Source organism: Bradyrhizobium sp. LMG 9283, assembly GCF_045571415.1.
Classification (GTDB): Bacteria; Pseudomonadota; Alphaproteobacteria; order Rhizobiales; family Xanthobacteraceae; genus Bradyrhizobium.
In genome coordinates, this window is the sequence record NZ_CP120691.1 from 7,504,685 (window position 1) to 7,521,184 (window position 16,500).

A 16,500-nucleotide genomic window follows, 5' to 3' on the forward strand; every position below is an offset into this window, starting at 1 on the left:
GTCATGAAGATCGCACTTTATGCTCGCTACTCGTCCGAAAATCAGCGCGACGCATCGATCGAAGATCAGTTGCGGCTCTGCCGCCTCCACGCCGAGAAGCAAGGTTGGACGGTGGTCGACAGCTACACAGACCGGGCGATCTCCGGTGCATCGCTGCTTCGGCCCGGCATCCAGGAACTGATCAGCGACGCAACTCGCGGGAAATTCGCTATTGTGCTGGCTGAGGCGATGGACCGCCTCAGCCGCGATCAAGAGGACATCGCTGGGCTCTTCAAGCGTATGGCCTTTGCCGGCGTGCGGATCGTGACTTTCTCGGAGGGAGACGTCACGCATCTCCACGTCGGGCTGAAGGGCACGATGGATGCCCTGTTCCTGAAGGACTTGGCCGACAAGACGCGGCGAGGTCTGCGCGGCCGAGTCGAATGCGGGAAGTCCGGCGGGGGACTGTGCTTCGGTTATGATGTCGTCAAGCAGTTCGCTGCCAATGGCGAGCCGATCCGCGGCGACAGGACCATCAATGACGCCGAAGCTGCTGTCGTCGGCCGAATTTTCGCAAACTACCTCGCAGGCAAGTCCTCGCGCACAATCGCTTTCGATTTGAACCGCGAAGGTGTGCCTGGACCGCAGGGCGCTGAATGGGGGCCATCGACCATTCACGGCAATCCAAAGCGCGGCGTTGGCATCCTCAACAACGAGCTCTATGTCGGCCGTCTCGTCTGGAATCGCCTCCGCTATCTCAAAGACCCGGATACCGGAAAGCGCGTTTCTTGGCTGAATCCTGAATGGGTGGTCCAAGAAGTCCCCGAGTTGCGTATTGTTGATCAGAAAACATGGAATGCGGTTACGGCGCGTCAGCAGGCGCTCGCCTACGAGCCGTCGGCGCCTGGCGAGAACAAGCTCAATGAGCGCCGCCGCCCCAAATACCTTTTCGCCGGTCTAGTGAAGTGCGGATGCTGCGGCGGCGGGTACACAATGGTTTCGAAGAATCTGCTCGGCTGCGCAACGGCGCGCAACAAAGGAACGTGCAATAACCGATTGAACATCCGGCGCGATGCGTTGGAGGCGTCCGTGTTGAGAGGCCTCCAAACGCATCTCATGGAGCCGGAACTTTTCAAGGAATTCTGCCAAGAATTTACCCGGGAGGTGAATCGGCTGAGGATCGAGCGCGGGGCCGATATCGAGGTGCAGAGGCGCGAGCTCGAGCGGACTGAGCGCGAGCTGGACAAAGCGATTCAAGCCATCCTTGAGGGTGTGCCAGGAGCGAAGTTGAAGGACAAGATTGGCGCTCTGGAAGCACGAAAGGCCGAGTTGGTCGACCTCCTCGCGAACGCGGAGGAGCCGCCGCCCTTCCTCCACCCGAATATGGCGGGGGATCTACCATCACGTGTGGCCGCCCTGTACGAGAGCCTGAAAAGTGAAGGCGAGAGAGCCGAAGCGGCGGAGGTTTTCCGCGCGTTGGTCGATCAGGTGACACTCGTCCCCAATGGCGAAGAGCTAGCGGTCGTATTGCGGGGTGACCTGGCCGCGATCCTGCGCTTTGCGGCGGGCAAGAAAAACCCCGACTTCCTTTCGGAGGCCGGGGCTCTGGATGGCTTGGTATCGCAAGCATCGGTGGTTGCGGGGACCCGCAACAGCCGCCCGCACAGACTGGCGCCGCTGGTGATTTCCGTCAAATCATGAGGAGTGGGCTGCGGCTGCGGGGTTGGAAACGAGGGAGCGTTACCACCGAAGCCCCCACCCAATGCCTGCCGTTCTCTATCTTTGCGGCAAGAAGACCCAAAGCTCCGATCGTTGCGGCTAGCCTGAACAATCGCGCGCACGATGCCGCGACTGCGGATAACGCGGCTCGAAATGCGATCGTGCGTCAGACCGCTGCGGCGGGACTCGGGGGCAGTGATTTAGGGTTAGGTGAAACACCTCCGCGACAGCCCAAGCCCCATCGCGCATAGTGTGGAGGTGCAAGGGAACGATAACGGCTGGTTTGATATCGAGAATATGGGCTTCGCCAGCTCCTAGAATCCGTGATATGGTTCGCTCATGACCGATAAGCGCAAAGGCACCAGCATCAATTCCTCCTCCCGCATTTTGGGAGACAAGACTTTTGCGGCCATTTCGGCCGTCGAAGGTTTGAAGCTTGGTAGAGCCTCAAAGGAACGCCTTTCTGCGCTCCGCGAAAAGAAGCTGACACCTGCCCAGAAGCGAGCCGAGGTGTTGCGGGCGTACGTCCAACCCAAGGGCCGTTAACGGCTTTGAGCGGCTACGACGTCTTTGACGATCCGTACTGCTACAAAGGCACTTCCGTTCTCAAGAATCGAGCGAGCCTCAGGGACGGCAGGACCCTGGAGGCGTTTGAACTCGAAATGTCGACACTTCGGTCGGAAGAGCCTCTCCCCGCCGGAAGGTTTACGCCTCCGCACTACAGGCGCATCCACCATCATCTATTCCAGGACGTTTACAGCTGGGCAGGAAAGTATCGGAAAGTCCGCACCGCCAAGGGCGGAAACATGTTCTGTTATCCGGAACACATTCCCTCCAGCATGGACCAACTGTTCGCGAAGCTTGCGCTCCCCGCTTTCAATCCGGGCGCGGAGGTACCGGCCTTCCTGGACGCGGCCACCGATTTTCTCGCCGAACTCAACGCTATCCACCCCTTCCGCGAGGGTAACGGACGCTCTCAGTTGTCCCTTATGTATCTTCTCGGGCAGCGGGCCGGTCATCCGCTGATCCTCACCCGCATCAACCGCGACACGTTCATGCCAGCGATGATCGCGAGCTTCCTCGGCGACAACGGGCCGCTCAAAAACGAGCTGCGGAAACTGCTTTGAGCTACTCGCCGCCGGCCTGACGGGCCAGCAGTTTGCGGGCACGGGCCAACCGGGCTCTCAGATCCTCCTGAAAGGCAGGATCTTTGCGCCGGCTCTCGATGTGCTCGCTGATCGCGGCACGAATCACGTCCGAGACAGCCCGCTGCTCGACCGACGCAACGGTTTCGAGCGCTTCGGCCTGCTCGTCGGTAAGGCGGATGGTCATCGCTTTGGTCGTTTTCATGCGGGAAATCTGCACCTTAACACCGGTCTTGTCAAGCACTACAGTATCGTGGTATCTCGGTATCAATCAATGGAGGTACCACAATGACTAAGCATCACGAACCGGGCACCCCAACGAACCGTGAGAAGGAGCTTGCAGCCTTCAAAGAGCGCCAGCTGCGCGAGTTGAAGGAGTTCGAAGAGCGCCAAAAACAGGAGCTGGAACAGTTCGCGCGCCGTGAGGAGGAAGAGCTGAAGGAGCTCGAACAGCGTCAACATCCGTACGAGATCAAGATCGATCGCACCCAATTCAAGGTGACGGAGCAATTCCTTACTGGCGCGCAGCTCCGGGCCCTCCCCAGCCCGCCCATCGGCCCTGACCGTGACTTGTTCGAGGTCGTGCCAGGCGGCTCCGACGAAAAGATCGCGGACACGCAGAAAGTGAAAATGCGCGATGGCCTGCGCTTCTTCACCGCGCCCGCGCAGATCAACCCGGGCCTCGCCTAAGGAGCGATCCCGTGCTGCCTTCACACGACATTGAATATCTGAACGCCAGGGCTCCCGGCCATCAGGTCACAGCTGAAGGCGGCGTCATTTGCGTACTCGTTCCATCGTACCCGCTGCCGAATGGGTTCGACCAGGAGGCCAGCGATCTGTTGATCCGCCTAGCCCCGGGTTATCCCGATGTGCCGCCGGACATGTGGTGGTTCGACCCACCGGTGAAGCGGGTCGACGGCGTTGTCATTCCGGCAACCGAGGCCCGGGAGGGCCATTTCGGGCGCCAATGGCAGCGCTGGTCCCGGCACTTTACAGCGGGCCAATGGCGCTCGGGCATCGACTCACTGCAAAGCTACTTCGCTTTGATCAGAAACGAGCTGCTAAAAGCGGCCCCGGGGGGATCATGACAATCACACTGGTCCTGACAGAACCGCTCTTCCAGGAGATCGACCAGACCGCGAGACTTCCGGTGGAAACCGCAGGCGTACTGCTCGCCGGCATCGCCCGCGCCCCGAATGATGACATCCGGCTCCTCGGACGCGGAATGCGCTGGGTGCCGCAAGACGCCTATCTCGCGCGGGAAGGAGATCACTTGGCAATCGCGTCGCAGGGCTACGTCCCTGCCCTGGCTGAAGCCGAGTGCATGGGCGCGATTCCGATCTGGTTTCACACGCACCCTGGCACGGTCGGTCACCCGACGCCGAGCATGGCCGACCGCAAGGTCGATCAGGACATCTCCGATCTCTTCCGGCTGCGCTCGGGCTCGGAACTGTACGTCACGCTTATCGCGTCGCCGCGCGACGACGGGATCACGTTTACCGGCGAGGTGCATTTCGAGCACGGCGGGAAAGCACCGATCGACCGCCTGTGGCGTGTCGGCGAAAAGTGGCAGCTCGTCCATTCTTTCAATTCAACCGCGCCGCAAATTCCGGCCATCTTTGACCGGAGCGTCCGCGCATTCGGCCCTGACATTCAACAGACCCTTGGCGCATTGCGAGTGGGGGTCGTCGGCTGTGGCGGCACCGGGTCAGCGGTCGCCGAGCAATTGGTGCGCCTCGGCGTGCGGCATCTCACGCTGATCGATGCCGACACACTGACCGAGAGCAACATTACCCGTGTTTACGGTTCTACGTCTGCCGCAGTCGGCAAGCCGAAGACGGAGACGCTGCAAAACCACTTGACGGCGATTGCGCCAGATCTCGAATGCCTTACCGTGACGGCGATGGTTACGCTCGAGAAAACAGCGCGCGAGCTGATCCCTTGCGATATCGTCTTCGGTTGCACCGACGACAACGCCGGCCGCCTGGTTCTCTCACGGTTCTCGACGTTCCTGGCCACGCCCGTCATCGATTGCGGCGTGCTGCTGGGGGGAGACGGAGCGCTCGCGAGCATCAACGGCCGGGTGACCACCCTTACACCGGGGGGTGCCTGTCTCGTCTGCCGCGACCGAATCGACCTCGCCCGCGCGCAAACCGAGCTGCGAACGCCGGAAGAGCGCATAAGGCTTGAAAACGAGGGCTATGCGCCCGTCCTCGGAGGCATTGAACCAGCCGTGGTGACATTCACCACCAGTATCGCCTCCGCCGCGATTAACGAACTTCTAGAGCGCCTGATCGGCTTCGGCCCGAGCCCAAGGCCGACGGAGGTGCTCTTCCGTTGGCACGAGCGGGAAATCTCGACCAACAGCGCCAAACCGCGATCAGGTCACTACTGCAATCCGGAAAGCCACAAGATCGGCAAGGGCGATGGTAATCCCTTCCTCGAACAAGCGTGGCCCGGCGCATGAAGGTTCGTTGGTGGCAGTGGCGATGGACCGACTGGCTTCCGTGGTGGCTGCCACGTCTGCCGCGGTGGCAGTGGTTACAGCTCGACTGGCTTCCTCAGTGGCTCACAGCTCAGCCGCCGCTGTACTGCATCGGCCTGGTCGAATCGGCCGATGAAATACCTGAAAAGCTGCCGAGGAACACCGCCGTCGTCGTCGGCGAAGCATCGCGGCTAAAATGGATCGCGTTCGATTGCCCCTGCAGAAGTGGTCATCGCATCATGCTCAACCTCGATCGCGGGCGGAGACCGTTCTGGCAAGTATCTATGGTTGAGCATGGTCTTTCGCTTTCGCCGAGCGTGAACTACCATGATGGCCGGCGCAGATGCCATTATTTTATTAGAAACGGAAAAATTGATTGGATAGGGGATTCATTTGGTGAGTGACAACGGTCCGGAAGCCCTGCCGGCGTCTGAAGCTACGCCGCCCAAAGCCGAGCGTCCGCTGACGAAGACGCCGATGTATGCGGCAATGAACGCGGGCCGCTATCAACGGCAGGAGCTGATTAAAACGATCAACGCATCCGAAGGCACAAAGCTCATCTGCTACGTTTCGAGCCTGGAAACCGAGATCGATCGCAACGATGTCATGGGCTTTGTGGAGATGCTTCACAATATTCCCGAGAATTCGCCGATCGATCTGCTTCTCAACACCGGCGGCGGTGACGTCGACGCCTGCGAGAAACTGGTCAAGCTTGTGCTGGCAAAGGCCGGCACGCAGCCGTTCCGAGTGATCGTGCCCGACTTGGCGAAGAGCGCGGGCACCTTGATGGCGCTCGCCGCCAGCAAGATCATCATGAGCAATACCTCCGAGCTCGGCATGATCGACCCACAATTCCTTCTGAAGGACGCTCGCGGCAATGAGCTGACGTATTCCGTCATGGGCTATCTGGAGGCCTACGAAGAACATTGCGCGGTAATGCGCAAAAACCCTGATGACCCGATTGCCCTACTGATGCTCGATAGCTTTGACGCCAGAACGGTCAAGAAATTCCAGGGCATCCGTGACCGCGTGAGGACGTTCGCCGAGGATATGCTTAAGCGTCGGGGCGCGCCGAGTTCGACGATCTCCCAGGCTCTGATGAGCGCCAGCCAATGGAAGACGCACGGCCAACCCATTGATTATGCCGATGCGAAACAGCTCGGCTTGCCAATCGAATATCTTGCGCCCTATGACGTGCGTTGGAGCCGCTATTGGGAACTGTACTGCCTCCTCCGCCTTGAAACGGAAGAAGGTAAGAAAATCTACGAATCAGCCTACGCCTCGCAAATCGTGTGAATGTCCTACGGCCTGGCGGGCATTGGCTGCACGAATTGCATCGTCAGGGGCGCGTGTGCCCTACCGTCATCCCAGCTCATTGTCAGCCAGTTCGTCGAGGCCGGATACGAAACGACGATCCTTCCTGGTCGGTATCGCGCTCCACGCAAAAACGGATAGTTGCTCTCATCCAGGGGCTCCAGCAGCAGCACGAAACTCAGGCCTAGGATATTGAACGCCAGCGCCTCGATATCCTCTTGGGCATTGGTCAAAGGTTGTAGTTGGAAGCGCGTGTTGTTGAGAGTTCGATCGCCCGTATTCATGGTGCAGTAGAGCCCCGCGCCTTCCGGCCAATGCCGAGGCTCGTCGAGCATGTCCAATAGCACGGCATCACGCGAGAATGCGCCAGATAGCGGCGCCCTCCCCCTCGCGAGATTTTTCGATACCGCAGCCGCTTTTGCCGTCTTCAGCAGCCATCTTTCGACGTCGTGCCCCGAGACAATAGCGTGCCTCGATCCGGCATCTCCCTCCAGGTACGATTTTAGCGACGCGAAGAAGTATTTCGCGGCATCGTCGAGTGGATGAAGTGCGCTGTTATGTTTGGTGCAAAGACAATTTGTTCGCAAGCTCTTGGGGGCGAGGATCTTCTCCTCGTCCGGCGCCAGCCATGGAAGACCGCCGACCGAGAACTCGCCGTCGCCCATCAAAACCCGGATAACCGACTCCGAGATAATGTGCTCGCCCGAGATCGGGCCGACGCACGAACCCAAGTCGCGCATATAACATTTGGCAACGCTTGATGCCGAAGGAAGCGCTTTCAGACTCAGGACAGCGGATGACTTATGCCAATCCCTACCATTGAAACAACAGCCTCGCCCAGGCCTCGTCGAACCGCATGGGCAAGGACCGTTCAAAACGCCTTCTCTTTTCCGCCTCGCCTCACCCATGCTCGTTCAGGGCTTCACCCGGCTGTTGTATACGGCGATCCAGGCCTCATGCTCGGCTTTGAGGTTCGCAACGAGGGCGTTCACTGTGGCATCGTTGATGGCCTGCGGCTTGCCGTGGGTGAACTCATTTCGACGTCGATGGATGTCGTGCAACAGCTCCGCTACAGCTAGAAAACCATGTGCGCGAAGATCGTCGAAATAATTGGTACCGTGGAAGATTTTATACAACTCGTACAGGCGCTGCCCGATTCCGCTATAGCGCCGGAGCGTATCGTCTAGAACCCGCTGCGGAAGGTTCCGCATGGCGGTACGATGAAGCCGCTCAATGCGGGTCTCAAAGTACCCCCAAAATAGTAATGCCAGTGCCGCTCGTGCAGATGGTCGCTCCGCATCGCCAACGTGAGCAAATGTTTGAAACTCAACGACAGGCCGCTCCCACTCCCGCTGGAGCATCTGTAAATAGATGTAGTCCTCGTAGCGCCCCTCAGCACCTGCAAAAGTGGCAGGCAGGATCATCCTCTCACCGTCATTTACGGTTATGATTGTGGGTCTGGTGTCGTACGGCCCGCCTCCGCAAGCCGGACAAGGAGCGCTAATAGTACGAATGGTTTGGCAATCTGATCCGCAAACCACGTAGCCAGCCCAAATGCTGGCCCATGATTTTCCCGCTAGCTCGTCGCACCACATGAGATTTCCTCTAGCGATACCCTCGCCTCCGCTTCTCTATCCACTTGGAGATCAAGGGGTCAGCCTTACCACGAGTCGGGTATTTCTCAATGCGAACGGTCCCCTACCGCCGATCCGCCCCCATTCCATGGCGAGTGAGCATTCCCCGAACAGCGTCGGTTGGATGTCCAGCCTATAGAACCGCGCCATGTTGCGGTGGTTATCGATGCGCGTGAGCATGATTGCGATCATGTGATTTCCTCCTCTATTTGTTTGATCACTGCTGCAGAGTTGTTAGCCCGCCGAATGCCGAGGACACCTCCGGCGACACAAAGCGATAGAGCGTCTGCCGCGTGATCGAAAGTTCTTCACAGCTTTCCGACGTTCGTGTCGCGGTTCGTCATCCCAGCTTGGGCTAAGAGAATTTTGGCGGCCATCATCTTGACCTTGCGGCCGCCTCTCCTGCCGCGCGCCTGTGCGGAGGCCAAACCTGCCCGGGTGCGCTCGGAAATCAACTCGCGCTCGAACTCGGCTAAGGCCGCGAATATCCCAAAAACCAACTTGCCGCTGGGTGTAGTCGTGTCAATCGACGAACCATGCCCGGTGAGGACGCGGAAGCCTTTGCCGTGCTCGACCAAGTCTTGAATTGTGTTGACGAGATGACGGAGATCCCGGCCGAGGCGGTCCAGCTTCCATACGACCAGGATATCCTCTTCCCGCACCGCTTTAAGGCAGGCTGCTAGTCCCGGCCGGTCATCGCGGCGGGAAGCCCAGTCTTAATAGAGATGCTCTAATTTGATACCGGCAGCGAGAAGCGCATCCTTCTGTAGATCCACAGTTTGAGAGCCATCGGCTTTGGACACTCTCATATAACCAATCTGCATCGCGCCTCCTGTCACTCAAACGTTCGGTTATGTGACAGTCGTACCGAAATATCGCAGCGGACGAAAAGTAGTCATTTATCCCGTAAGAGAATCTACGGCTTGCAAACGGGTATCAGAAATCTAAAAAGTGACAATTCTGATTACCCCTGATGCACGGATGTCGCTTTCAGGAGTGCCCTTTCACTGTCGTGCAGAACTGCGTTTCACTGGAGGGCTACGGCTGCTAGGTTCTGGCTGAAGACGAGGTCTAAAAATCCATGCAACTTGTCAGTTCGAGGGAATGGGACCTCACGGCGTTAGTTGACGACGATCGCCGAGCTCGACTTCTCGGTCCCCCGTCACCACGCGAGCTGATTGGCGCAGTGGCCAATGACGCCGAGCAATCGGCCGATCAGGGCAAAATACGAGTCGCGTGGGAGCCCGCAATCGACCCAGATGCTCCGGCCGAACTCGCACGCCTGTGGGCGCAAATCCCAGTCGCGGAGGTCGTTTTCGACCAACTCTTTAACGGTCGCAGCGGCTACCGCGCTCAGTTCTATCTGTCACCCGGCGATGGCCTGATCTTCAACCGAGCCATCGTCGATACCCTCATGCCAGCGATTAAACTGGCGTACACCATCACGCCGCTCCCCGTACCGTTGAAGGTGGTGGAGCACTCAATTCGTGCGGCGCACTCAAAGATTTGGCTTTTCGAGGATAAGGATGCGTTCGACAGGGCGCCAGAAAACATCCTGAATCCACCGCGCTGGGTTGCCAACCGAGCCACAAGGGGTCGGCGTATCCCGCTGCCCCCACACCTATCGATCGACGTGAAAGGAACGTTCATAAACCCGGCAATAGGGAAGCCGTGGGTACACGAATATAAACTCGACCGGGCCGAAGACCTTCATGCCAATGGGTTTGCTTAAGCTCCAATGGCTACCTCGCAAGCTTCGGTTAGGCGAGTACCCATCTCCCGTGTGGCAGGGGATCTGAGCCGTCATAGATCAGGTGTGTAAAAAACTGCAACCGACCCATGTGACACATCTTCTTCGCTGATTCAGGCATCGCGCACGGGTGCACCCTGTGACACACTGTCACCAAGGCTGCATCCGAGTGGCGCTAAACAATTAGTATCTCGGCTGCGCCCGGTTTGAAGTGGCAGCCCCTGATAGGAGCTTTGTCGATGAACCGCATTTCATTCTATCTTGGCATCGCACTTATCATTGTCGGTCTTGCCACCTGGTATCTGCGGCCATCGAGTCAGCCCGGAAAGTTCAAGATCAGCGTCGGCGGCTTGACCATCGAGGTTGACGTGCCGGCGTTCTTCATTGTCGCTGTTGGTGTCGTGCTGATGTATATCAGCACGACGTTCCCGGACTCCATCAAACCGCCCGGACCGCCGGTGCCCCAGATCCCGGAATACGATTCCGGCTGGGTCGACGGGGGCAAGAACAGGTCCACCAGAGATTACTGCGATCCGCAATGGGAGATCTATAAGAAACAATACCCCGACTTCACGATCGAGAAGATCGAATTGCCGGAAGAGACTCGTACGATCGACAAGAGCATTACCGACCTCCGCGTCCAACAGTATAAATATCGCTGCAAATTCGTTGCGAGTCGAAAATGACGCTGCCCGCCTGATGCGCGAACGCACGGTGCCACCTAATCAGTGATCGGCTCGGCGCCTGACGGGATAACCCTCTCCCTTCTTGAAGGAAGCGCTTCGGCTGGCCGGCATAATAGATCAGCCTCATTGGCGAATCGATTCTTTTCCCACGAAAACTCCTGGGACGGTTGCGCAATTGGGATGAGCTAGAGCCTACCGGCGCAAGCGATCAGCTGCTCATTGGTGCAGTATATCTCAGGAATACTCCCGGGAAGGTTGCACAAAAGGGATGAGCTGGAGCTCGTACTGCCGCGAAGCCAAGCGATCGGCTGTTCATCGGCGCTCCGATTATCTTTCCTGGAGAACTCCCGGGATGTTGCGCAATAGGGATGAACATGCTGGTCGTGAGATTGCCAACTCTATAGCGATAGCGAAGCGTCCCGTCCGCGGGGCCTTGTTTGAAGACAACGCCGGACGCGTTTTCAGCGCGACGAGTTGAAAAGCGCGAAACCTGCCCCACAATGCATGCATCACGACTGCCGTTTTGCCCTCGGGCATCCGGCTTTTCTGTCGTCGCCTCTGGCGTGACGGAGGCCAACCCTAGGGATTTCCATGTCAAAAAGTGCGAGAGTGACGCTCAGCATTCCGTTGAGTGACGATAGCAATCTGCTGCTGCCCGATAACCTTTCGGCGGGTGACTATCTCGAGTTCGGGGCTCGACGATCACTGCACTGCCCGACGACATTTCGGTCGTCTGCACACTCGATCTTCGGCCCTCGGCGATTACTACGCTGCCCGACAACTGTCAGTCGGGCGTAATCTCTTCCTGGAGAGCACCGCGATCACCGCGCTGCCCGACAACCTGCTGGTCGGCGGCAGCCTCTATCTTCAAGGTACGGCCATCACTACGCTCCCCGACAACTTGGCAGGTTGGCCGTGATCTCGACGTTCGCGGCACAGCGATTGGAAGGCTGCCTGACCACCTGTCGGTCGGCGGCGATGTCTATCTCGAAGGAACAAAGGTCGATTCGATACCGGCAACCGCCAGAATCGGTGGCAAGGTCTACGGCCTGAAAGCCGGATAGCGAAAATCAAAAGGCCTCTATGCGGGGCCTTTTGTGTTGCATCCGAATCTGTGCAAAATCATCGGTCACGCGCCGCGGCAGGCAACGATGATTCCATGCCGCCGCTATCGAAACGGGGGAGGCCCAGGTGCTGCGTTTCGTTTTCGTGGTCAATGCGCTCGTCGCCGGCACGACCTGGGCCGCGGCCGGAGCGATTGAATCTTGCGCCCTCACCTGCATGGACATCACCCGCAGCAGCTTCATCAACCGCGCCTGAACAGGGCCCAGCGCTTCATGGTCGTGCAGCTACGGTCGGTCTACTATCCCTACTGCGAGATGCCAGCGGCGACGTATGAAGCTTTCCTCAATGCGTGCTCGATGGGCAAATACTACAACGCCAACATCAAGGGCAGGGGCTCGGGCGGCCCGTTCGATTGCCGCCCCCATCCTCTTCCCAAATACTGACAGACAGGAAGTACGCTATGACGGTATTCACCGGCTTCACCAACATCTTCATCAACGAGGAAGGCATTAAATACCCGAGTGGCCGCATCCACAAGACAGCGAACGATGCGGTTGCTGCGCAATCGGCCCCGAAAATCAAGGGCAAGGTGCTGGCCGTCGCCCAGATCACCTGGGAAGAGGAAGACGAATCGCGCAAGTAGCGCGCCGTTTAAAATACTGCGGATCAAACGGCCGAGCGCGTGAGGAGCCTATATGACGGACATCTTCAAGTTCTGGTCAATGATCGGCAAGGCCGAGACGATCCATCCGCTTGACCGTCCTGTTTTTGAACGCCTGAACAATTCTCACGGATTCGACCTCCGGTGCCTGCCCTGCAATTTCGGTGGGAAGCTGCGAACCGCGCCCGTCGTGCTGCTCTACCTGTCGCCGGGCTTCTCGGAAAGCGATCTCCGGCTCGCCAGGTCGAAGGAAGGACGGGAGCGCTACGTCAAACAACGAACCGGCAGGTTGGGATTCACGGACGATCACCCCGGAGGCGGCCAGATGGCGCAAAGGGCGGCTGGCCTGGCCGCGATCCAGAGGCCATCAAGGACAGGGGCGCCATCGCCAACATCGGCGCCTGTCACTCCCGCAGTTTCACTGACCATCATGTTCTCGCAGCGCTTCCCTCAAGCCGGGCCATGCTCGAATGGGCGCAGTCGATTCTGTTTCCGAAAGCGGAGCGAGGCGAGCGGATCGTCGTTTGCATGAGAGCGGCGAATTTCTGGGGGCTTGAGGCCGGACGGAGGTACGGCAAGGCGCTGTTCGCGCCGCTAACGACGCGTAGCGGCCATATGCAGCGAGGTAAGATGCGTCACGGGGAGCGCGTAACACTCGATTTTGGATTGATTGAACAAGAGGCTCCAAGGTTTGTTCCATGAGAGGACGCTGACGGGGCCATTGATTAAGAGTGAGCTTCGACCTAAGAACATCAATAACTTACCGGTCGCACCACAAGCTTACCCCACCCGAAGTGGCGTATTCGTCGGATCATCGGCGGACCAAAGCATCGAGAACACGACGTAGCGTCGCCATCAGCCACGCCATCGATCCGGATGCGGTGCCCGGTACGAAGATCAATCTCGATGATGCCCTGTCCCCTTCGTCGACGCGCCAGCGTCGTCGTCAATGGCGCTTCGGCCAACTTCCCGCGGCGGCGCAGACGCCCCAATCTCGACCGCCACGAAAGGCGCTATATACTCGCTTCAGGGCGCGCTTAGAGAAAAAGATGCCGTTGGCCAGCGCTCAGTCACCCGCGCGTTTCGTCCACAGCGTTCCATCGCACCACACGTGGTCAACGCGGCCCCACTGGCAGGCAGATGCCGCATTCGGGAAAAACCCACGTCCATTGTGATTGGCGCTGGTGTTGCATAGTAGCGGAATGCCCGTCAGGTCTTCGTATTCGACGAGAAGTTCGGCGATTTTGTGCTGAGAGGTCCTGCAAATAGTCTGCAATCGCGCAGATCCGTCCAGATGCACAACAGCGGGGATCTTGTCCCGCCATTCTGCTCGTGTTAGGTGCTCGAAAAGCATGTAAGGGTCTGGCGTTCCAGGGCTAAAAATATCCGGCGCCCGATCCTCCAGGCATATTGGCGCTACAGGCCGGAAGTGCTCGCGAAGTTTGATGTCGTTGAGACGGTTCTTCATTTGCAGCGATGTCGCCGCGGCCAGTATGCTTCTGCTACCCAGAGCCCGAGGTCCAAGCTCCGCGCGGCCGGCAAGGAAAATGACAGGCTTGTTGCTGGCGAGAATGGTTGCAAGTTCACGCATGCTGCATGGTGAGCCGCCCCATCCGGGCGGCACGTCACCTCGTTCCACGGCTGGACCACTATAGACGGACCAATCCAATGGTACAAAGCCTTGTTCCGCCGCCAATGCGGAGCAAGCGGCACCTATTGCTGAGCCACTGTCATTCGGAAAGGGGGGCACCCAGATAGCATCGAACAAGCCGGCAGCTCGTAATGCACTATTCCATTTTATGTTGAGACCGCAGCCGCCGGTTATGCAAAGATTGCGCGCGGGAAGGCTCGAATGTCTCTGTATAGCACTTGCGAGCTTGCTAACGAGCAGTCGCTCTTGGAAGCAATGAAAGGATGCAAGCACATTTGCGGGGGGTTTGGCCTTTAACGGTAGCGCGCAGGCATCGAAGAACGCATGGACGGGCTCAAGCGCGGTGTCCTCGCTGCAACGACCGACTGGCTCCGTAAACGTGCTAAAATGCTTTTCGTAGAGCTCCTGAAACACCTCGACGATGCTTTCATCGACTGAACCGAGCGCGATGTAGGCCATCAACTTGCCCGCAACACCGAGGTCCCACTTGGTTCGGTTTGCCTGCTTGTATGGTCCGAAGTGATAGCCTGCGGCAGCATAAGCATGCCCGATCAGCGGAAAGAGACACTCGAGGAACCTGGCTGCGCGGCGTTCTACATGGTACAGACGCGGAAAGGAGGCGCCGTCCCACACCAGACAGAACGCGGGCTGCCCGGCCTTGGCGAAAGGGCTAGTACAAAAAGCGGAAGCCACATGGGCTGTGACATGCGGATAGCTTTGATAAGGGAAGACGCTCTCGTTGAGCATCAGCCCAGAGCCGTCGTGCGCTATGAGGAGGCCTTCGGCATCGCCCTCTACATACGGTGCCCCTCTAAGGGTAATGGATGCAGTCCCACTGAGAACCTGAAATTGTGACTCGGCCTCGCCCCACCATCCGTCGATGACGAACCGATCAATGTCTCGCGGATCTAAACCGTGCTCTGCCAAGGCGGCAACAACTGCATCGAGATTGTCGATTTTTTGATATCGCGGATTATTGCCCCGCTTTTCCTGCTCGACACAAAAGACAAGCCGTCCGTCCTCGATAAGGGCGACTGCTCCGTCATGGGTTAGTTTGATACCGCAGATGCGCATACTGTCTTCCGAACCTATGTCGGTGATCCACTCGATTTGAAGGCGCCGCAACTGTGGCTCATGTCGCGAGACTCAGATGGGGTCCCATCTGTCACGATGCACGCTCTGGGCCAGTTCCAATGAGAGGAAATAGCTGGCGATTGTCTGATCAAAGTCGGGGTTGGAAGCGGCTTGACCGATTCGAGACAGCGGACGCGTTCGGTTTCGGACCAAGCACTCCCGCCTACGACGACAATTTGCGTACGCGCGACCTGCGGCCCGTACGCCTTCTCCGACGTCGAGCGAACGAATGCAGCGGAACTCTCTACCGGATGAACGAGATCATGGCCGCGCGATGCCACGGAGTGGCGCACGGTAAGCAAACGCACTTTGTAATTCAGTTAGAACCTAGGCATTCGCGCTAGCACGACCTCAAATAGGCCGTGGCGAACCGCGCGTATCATAGGCGCCCTATACTGAGATGGCGGGAAGTCAGTAAGACCAATGCGCTTGTCTGCACCGCTCTTGGGTTGAAGGGTAAGCGCCGCTCAGGGGCCACCTACCGGGTGACGGGGTGATCTGCGAGTCTGCGGTTCGGTTTAGACCGTTAGGCTTAGAATGGACACAGTGCATACTGCTATCATGCAGCCCGTGCGGCGGATCGAGGTCTTCACCGGAGCCGGCCGTCGGCGGAAGTGGAGCGACGAGGACAAGGCCCGGATTTTTGCGGAGATCGTTACGAGTGGCGACGCGGTGCTCGGTAGCGCGACGGCATGGATTGTCGCCGCAGCGGTTGTTTGGCTGGCGCTGTCACTTGCGAGAAGCAGCGCGCGGTCATTTCGGAGCAGAAGTGCAGCTTGTGCCGGCGGTGGTGGATGCCGTGGTGCCGGCGCCAGCTCTTGGCCGTGAGCGCAAGGCGGTGCGCTGCAAGGCCAAGGCGGATACCGGGGTCATCGAGATCGAAGTTAACGGCATCACGATCCGGGCTGGCCGTGGTACGGACCCGACGATGATTGCGTCGATCGTCCAGGCGCTGAAGGCGAGCCGGTGATCGGTCCGTCGGGTGCGGTCCGGGTGATGGTGGCGACCAAACCGGTAGACTTCCGCAAGGGAATGGAGGGCTTGCTACCCTGGTGCGCGAGAGCTTGGGGACGGACCCATTCTCGGCAACTGTTTATGTGTTCAGGGCCAAGCGGGCGGATCGGATCAAGCTGGTGTTCTGGGACGGAACGGGCCTGTGTCTGTTCGTCAAGCGGCTCGAGGATGGGATCTTCCGCTGGCAGATCGAGGATGGCGTGTGCGCCTGTCGGCGGCGCTATTGTCGGCATTGCTCGAAGTTCTCGACTGGCGGCGTGTCC

20 protein-coding genes and 2 pseudogenes are annotated in these 16,500 nt (G+C 58.7%); 16 read left to right on the forward strand and 6 right to left on the reverse strand.

Features of this window, described 5'->3' with window-relative positions; genetic code table 11:
- Window positions 1-3: 3 nt before the first annotated feature.
- From P6U29_RS34960 to P6U29_RS34970, 3 genes are all read left to right on the forward strand, one after another.
- Window positions 4-1,680, forward strand: coding sequence for a recombinase family protein (locus tag P6U29_RS34960; protein ID WP_407114737.1), 1,677 nt, complete (start codon window positions 4-6; stop codon window positions 1,678-1,680).
- Window positions 1,681-2,037: 357 nt separating this feature from the next.
- The gene (locus tag P6U29_RS34965; RefSeq protein WP_407114738.1) at window positions 2,038-2,244 is read left to right on the forward strand and encodes a hypothetical protein; all 207 of its coding nucleotides are present in this window, start codon (window positions 2,038-2,040) and stop codon (window positions 2,242-2,244) included.
- Window positions 2,245-2,249: 5 nt separating this feature from the next.
- Window positions 2,250-2,825: a Fic/DOC family protein gene (locus tag P6U29_RS34970; protein ID WP_407114739.1), complete on the forward strand. Its 576-nt coding sequence runs from the start codon at window positions 2,250-2,252 to the stop codon at window positions 2,823-2,825.
- A gap of 1 nt (window position 2,826) precedes the next feature.
- Here P6U29_RS34970 and P6U29_RS34975 read toward each other — a convergent pair whose 3' ends face one another.
- A complete protein-coding gene (locus P6U29_RS34975; protein ID WP_407114740.1) occupies window positions 2,827-3,087 on the reverse strand; it encodes a DUF6290 family protein in 261 nt (86 codons plus the stop codon).
- A 44-nt stretch (window positions 3,088-3,131) separates the two neighbouring features.
- Here P6U29_RS34975 and P6U29_RS34980 point away from each other — a divergent pair, with 44 nt between their 5' ends.
- The 5 genes from P6U29_RS34980 to P6U29_RS35000 are packed head-to-tail and all read left to right on the forward strand — an operon-like array spanning window position 3,132 to window position 6,624.
- The gene (locus tag P6U29_RS34980) at window positions 3,132-3,533 is read left to right on the forward strand and encodes a multiubiquitin domain-containing protein (protein WP_407114741.1); all 402 of its coding nucleotides are present in this window, start codon (window positions 3,132-3,134) and stop codon (window positions 3,531-3,533) included.
- A gap of 11 nt (window positions 3,534-3,544) precedes the next feature.
- On the forward strand, window positions 3,545-3,931 hold the full coding sequence (locus tag P6U29_RS34985) for an E2/UBC family protein (protein WP_407114742.1): 387 nt from the start codon (window positions 3,545-3,547) through the stop codon (window positions 3,929-3,931).
- Window positions 3,928-5,310: a ThiF family adenylyltransferase gene (locus P6U29_RS34990; RefSeq protein WP_407114743.1), complete on the forward strand. Its 1,383-nt coding sequence runs from the start codon at window positions 3,928-3,930 to the stop codon at window positions 5,308-5,310. The genes P6U29_RS34985 and P6U29_RS34990 overlap by 4 nt, the downstream gene beginning before the upstream one ends.
- Window positions 5,307-5,732 (forward strand): DUF6527 family protein, encoded by a 426-nt coding sequence (locus tag P6U29_RS34995; protein ID WP_407114744.1) that lies wholly within the window; start codon window positions 5,307-5,309, stop codon window positions 5,730-5,732. The genes P6U29_RS34990 and P6U29_RS34995 overlap by 4 nt, the downstream gene beginning before the upstream one ends.
- Complete coding sequence (locus tag P6U29_RS35000; protein WP_407114745.1) at window positions 5,725-6,624, forward strand: SDH family Clp fold serine proteinase; 900 nt, start codon at window positions 5,725-5,727, stop codon at window positions 6,622-6,624. The genes P6U29_RS34995 and P6U29_RS35000 overlap by 8 nt, the downstream gene beginning before the upstream one ends.
- A 5-nt stretch (window positions 6,625-6,629) precedes the next feature.
- Here P6U29_RS35000 and P6U29_RS35005 read toward each other — a convergent pair whose 3' ends face one another.
- The 4 genes and pseudogenes from P6U29_RS35005 to P6U29_RS35020 all read right to left on the reverse strand — a co-directional run bounded on the left by P6U29_RS35005 (window position 6,630) and on the right by P6U29_RS35020 (window position 9,100).
- Entirely contained in the window at window positions 6,630-7,382 is a 753-nt protein-coding gene (locus P6U29_RS35005) for a hypothetical protein (protein ID WP_407114746.1), read from the reverse strand.
- 174 nt (window positions 7,383-7,556) lie between these two features.
- Window positions 7,557-8,066 (reverse strand): hypothetical protein, encoded by a 510-nt coding sequence (locus P6U29_RS35010; RefSeq protein ID WP_407114747.1) that lies wholly within the window; start codon window positions 8,064-8,066, stop codon window positions 7,557-7,559.
- Window positions 8,067-8,288: 222 nt separating this feature from the next.
- Window positions 8,289-8,468 (reverse strand): WGR domain-containing protein, encoded by a 180-nt coding sequence (locus P6U29_RS35015; RefSeq protein ID WP_407114748.1) that lies wholly within the window; start codon window positions 8,466-8,468, stop codon window positions 8,289-8,291.
- 25 nt (window positions 8,469-8,493) lie between these two features.
- Window positions 8,494-9,100, reverse strand: a pseudogene (locus P6U29_RS35020) (recombinase family protein).
- Window positions 9,101-9,462: 362 nt separating this feature from the next.
- On the opposite strand from P6U29_RS35020, the gene P6U29_RS35025 reads away from it, so the two are divergent.
- From P6U29_RS35025 to P6U29_RS35050, 6 genes are all read left to right on the forward strand, one after another.
- Window positions 9,463-10,008 (forward strand): hypothetical protein, encoded by a 546-nt coding sequence (locus P6U29_RS35025; protein WP_407114749.1) that lies wholly within the window; start codon window positions 9,463-9,465, stop codon window positions 10,006-10,008.
- 257 nt (window positions 10,009-10,265) lie between these two features.
- Complete coding sequence (locus P6U29_RS35030; protein ID WP_407114750.1) at window positions 10,266-10,712, forward strand: hypothetical protein; 447 nt, start codon at window positions 10,266-10,268, stop codon at window positions 10,710-10,712.
- Window positions 10,713-11,903: 1,191 nt separating this feature from the next.
- A complete protein-coding gene (locus tag P6U29_RS35035) occupies window positions 11,904-12,032 on the forward strand; it encodes a hypothetical protein (protein ID WP_407114751.1) in 129 nt (42 codons plus the stop codon).
- Between the two features lie 59 nt (window positions 12,033-12,091).
- A complete protein-coding gene (locus P6U29_RS35040; protein WP_407119504.1) occupies window positions 12,092-12,220 on the forward strand; it encodes a KTSC domain-containing protein in 129 nt (42 codons plus the stop codon).
- A 17-nt stretch (window positions 12,221-12,237) separates the two neighbouring features.
- Window positions 12,238-12,420 carry a hypothetical protein gene (locus tag P6U29_RS35045; protein WP_407114752.1) on the forward strand — a complete coding sequence of 61 codons (183 nt, stop codon included), beginning with the start codon at window positions 12,238-12,240 and terminating at the stop codon, window positions 12,418-12,420.
- Window positions 12,421-12,472: 52 nt separating this feature from the next.
- A complete protein-coding gene (locus tag P6U29_RS35050) occupies window positions 12,473-12,970 on the forward strand; it encodes a hypothetical protein (protein ID WP_407114753.1) in 498 nt (165 codons plus the stop codon).
- Between the two features lie 534 nt (window positions 12,971-13,504).
- Here P6U29_RS35050 and nodU read toward each other — a convergent pair.
- Window positions 13,505-15,163 (reverse strand): nodulation protein NodU, encoded by a 1,659-nt coding sequence (nodU, locus tag P6U29_RS35055; protein WP_407119505.1) that lies wholly within the window; start codon window positions 15,161-15,163, stop codon window positions 13,505-13,507.
- Window positions 15,164-15,992: 829 nt separating this feature from the next.
- On the opposite strand from nodU, the gene P6U29_RS35060 reads away from it, so the two are divergent.
- Complete coding sequence (locus tag P6U29_RS35060; RefSeq protein ID WP_407114754.1) at window positions 15,993-16,193, forward strand: hypothetical protein; 201 nt, start codon at window positions 15,993-15,995, stop codon at window positions 16,191-16,193.
- Window positions 16,190-16,499 (forward strand): annotated as a pseudogene (gene tnpB, locus P6U29_RS35065) (IS66 family insertion sequence element accessory protein TnpB); the annotation flags it as partial. The gene P6U29_RS35060 and the pseudogene tnpB, both read left to right, overlap by 4 nt.
- Between the last annotated feature and the right edge of the window lies 1 nt (window position 16,500).

Bases quoted from the DNA above. Each gene is read 5' to 3' on its own strand.
- P6U29_RS34960 (WP_407114737.1), top strand. From the start codon at position 4: ATGAAGATCGCACTTTATGCTCGCTACTCGTCCGAAAATCAGCGCGAC.
- P6U29_RS34965 (WP_407114738.1), top strand. From the start codon at position 2,038: ATGACCGATAAGCGCAAAGGCACCAGCATCAATTCCTCCTCCCGCATT.
- P6U29_RS34980 (WP_407114741.1), top strand. From the start codon at position 3,132: ATGACTAAGCATCACGAACCGGGCACCCCAACGAACCGTGAGAAGGAG.
- P6U29_RS34990 (WP_407114743.1), top strand. From the start codon at position 3,928: ATGACAATCACACTGGTCCTGACAGAACCGCTCTTCCAGGAGATCGAC.
- P6U29_RS34995 (WP_407114744.1), top strand. From the start codon at position 5,307: ATGAAGGTTCGTTGGTGGCAGTGGCGATGGACCGACTGGCTTCCGTGG.
- P6U29_RS35005 (WP_407114746.1), bottom strand. From the start codon at position 7,382: ATGCGCGACTTGGGTTCGTGCGTCGGCCCGATCTCGGGCGAGCACATT.
- P6U29_RS35010 (WP_407114747.1), bottom strand. From the start codon at position 8,066: ATGATCCTGCCTGCCACTTTTGCAGGTGCTGAGGGGCGCTACGAGGAC.
- P6U29_RS35015 (WP_407114748.1), bottom strand. From the start codon at position 8,468: ATGATCGCAATCATGCTCACGCGCATCGATAACCACCGCAACATGGCG.
- P6U29_RS35030 (WP_407114750.1), top strand. From the start codon at position 10,266: ATGAACCGCATTTCATTCTATCTTGGCATCGCACTTATCATTGTCGGT.
- P6U29_RS35040 (WP_407119504.1), top strand. From the start codon at position 12,092: ATGCCAGCGGCGACGTATGAAGCTTTCCTCAATGCGTGCTCGATGGGC.
- P6U29_RS35045 (WP_407114752.1), top strand. From the start codon at position 12,238: ATGACGGTATTCACCGGCTTCACCAACATCTTCATCAACGAGGAAGGC.
- P6U29_RS35050 (WP_407114753.1), top strand. From the start codon at position 12,473: ATGACGGACATCTTCAAGTTCTGGTCAATGATCGGCAAGGCCGAGACG.
- nodU (WP_407119505.1), bottom strand. From the start codon at position 15,163: ATGCGCATCTGCGGTATCAAACTAACCCATGACGGAGCAGTCGCCCTT.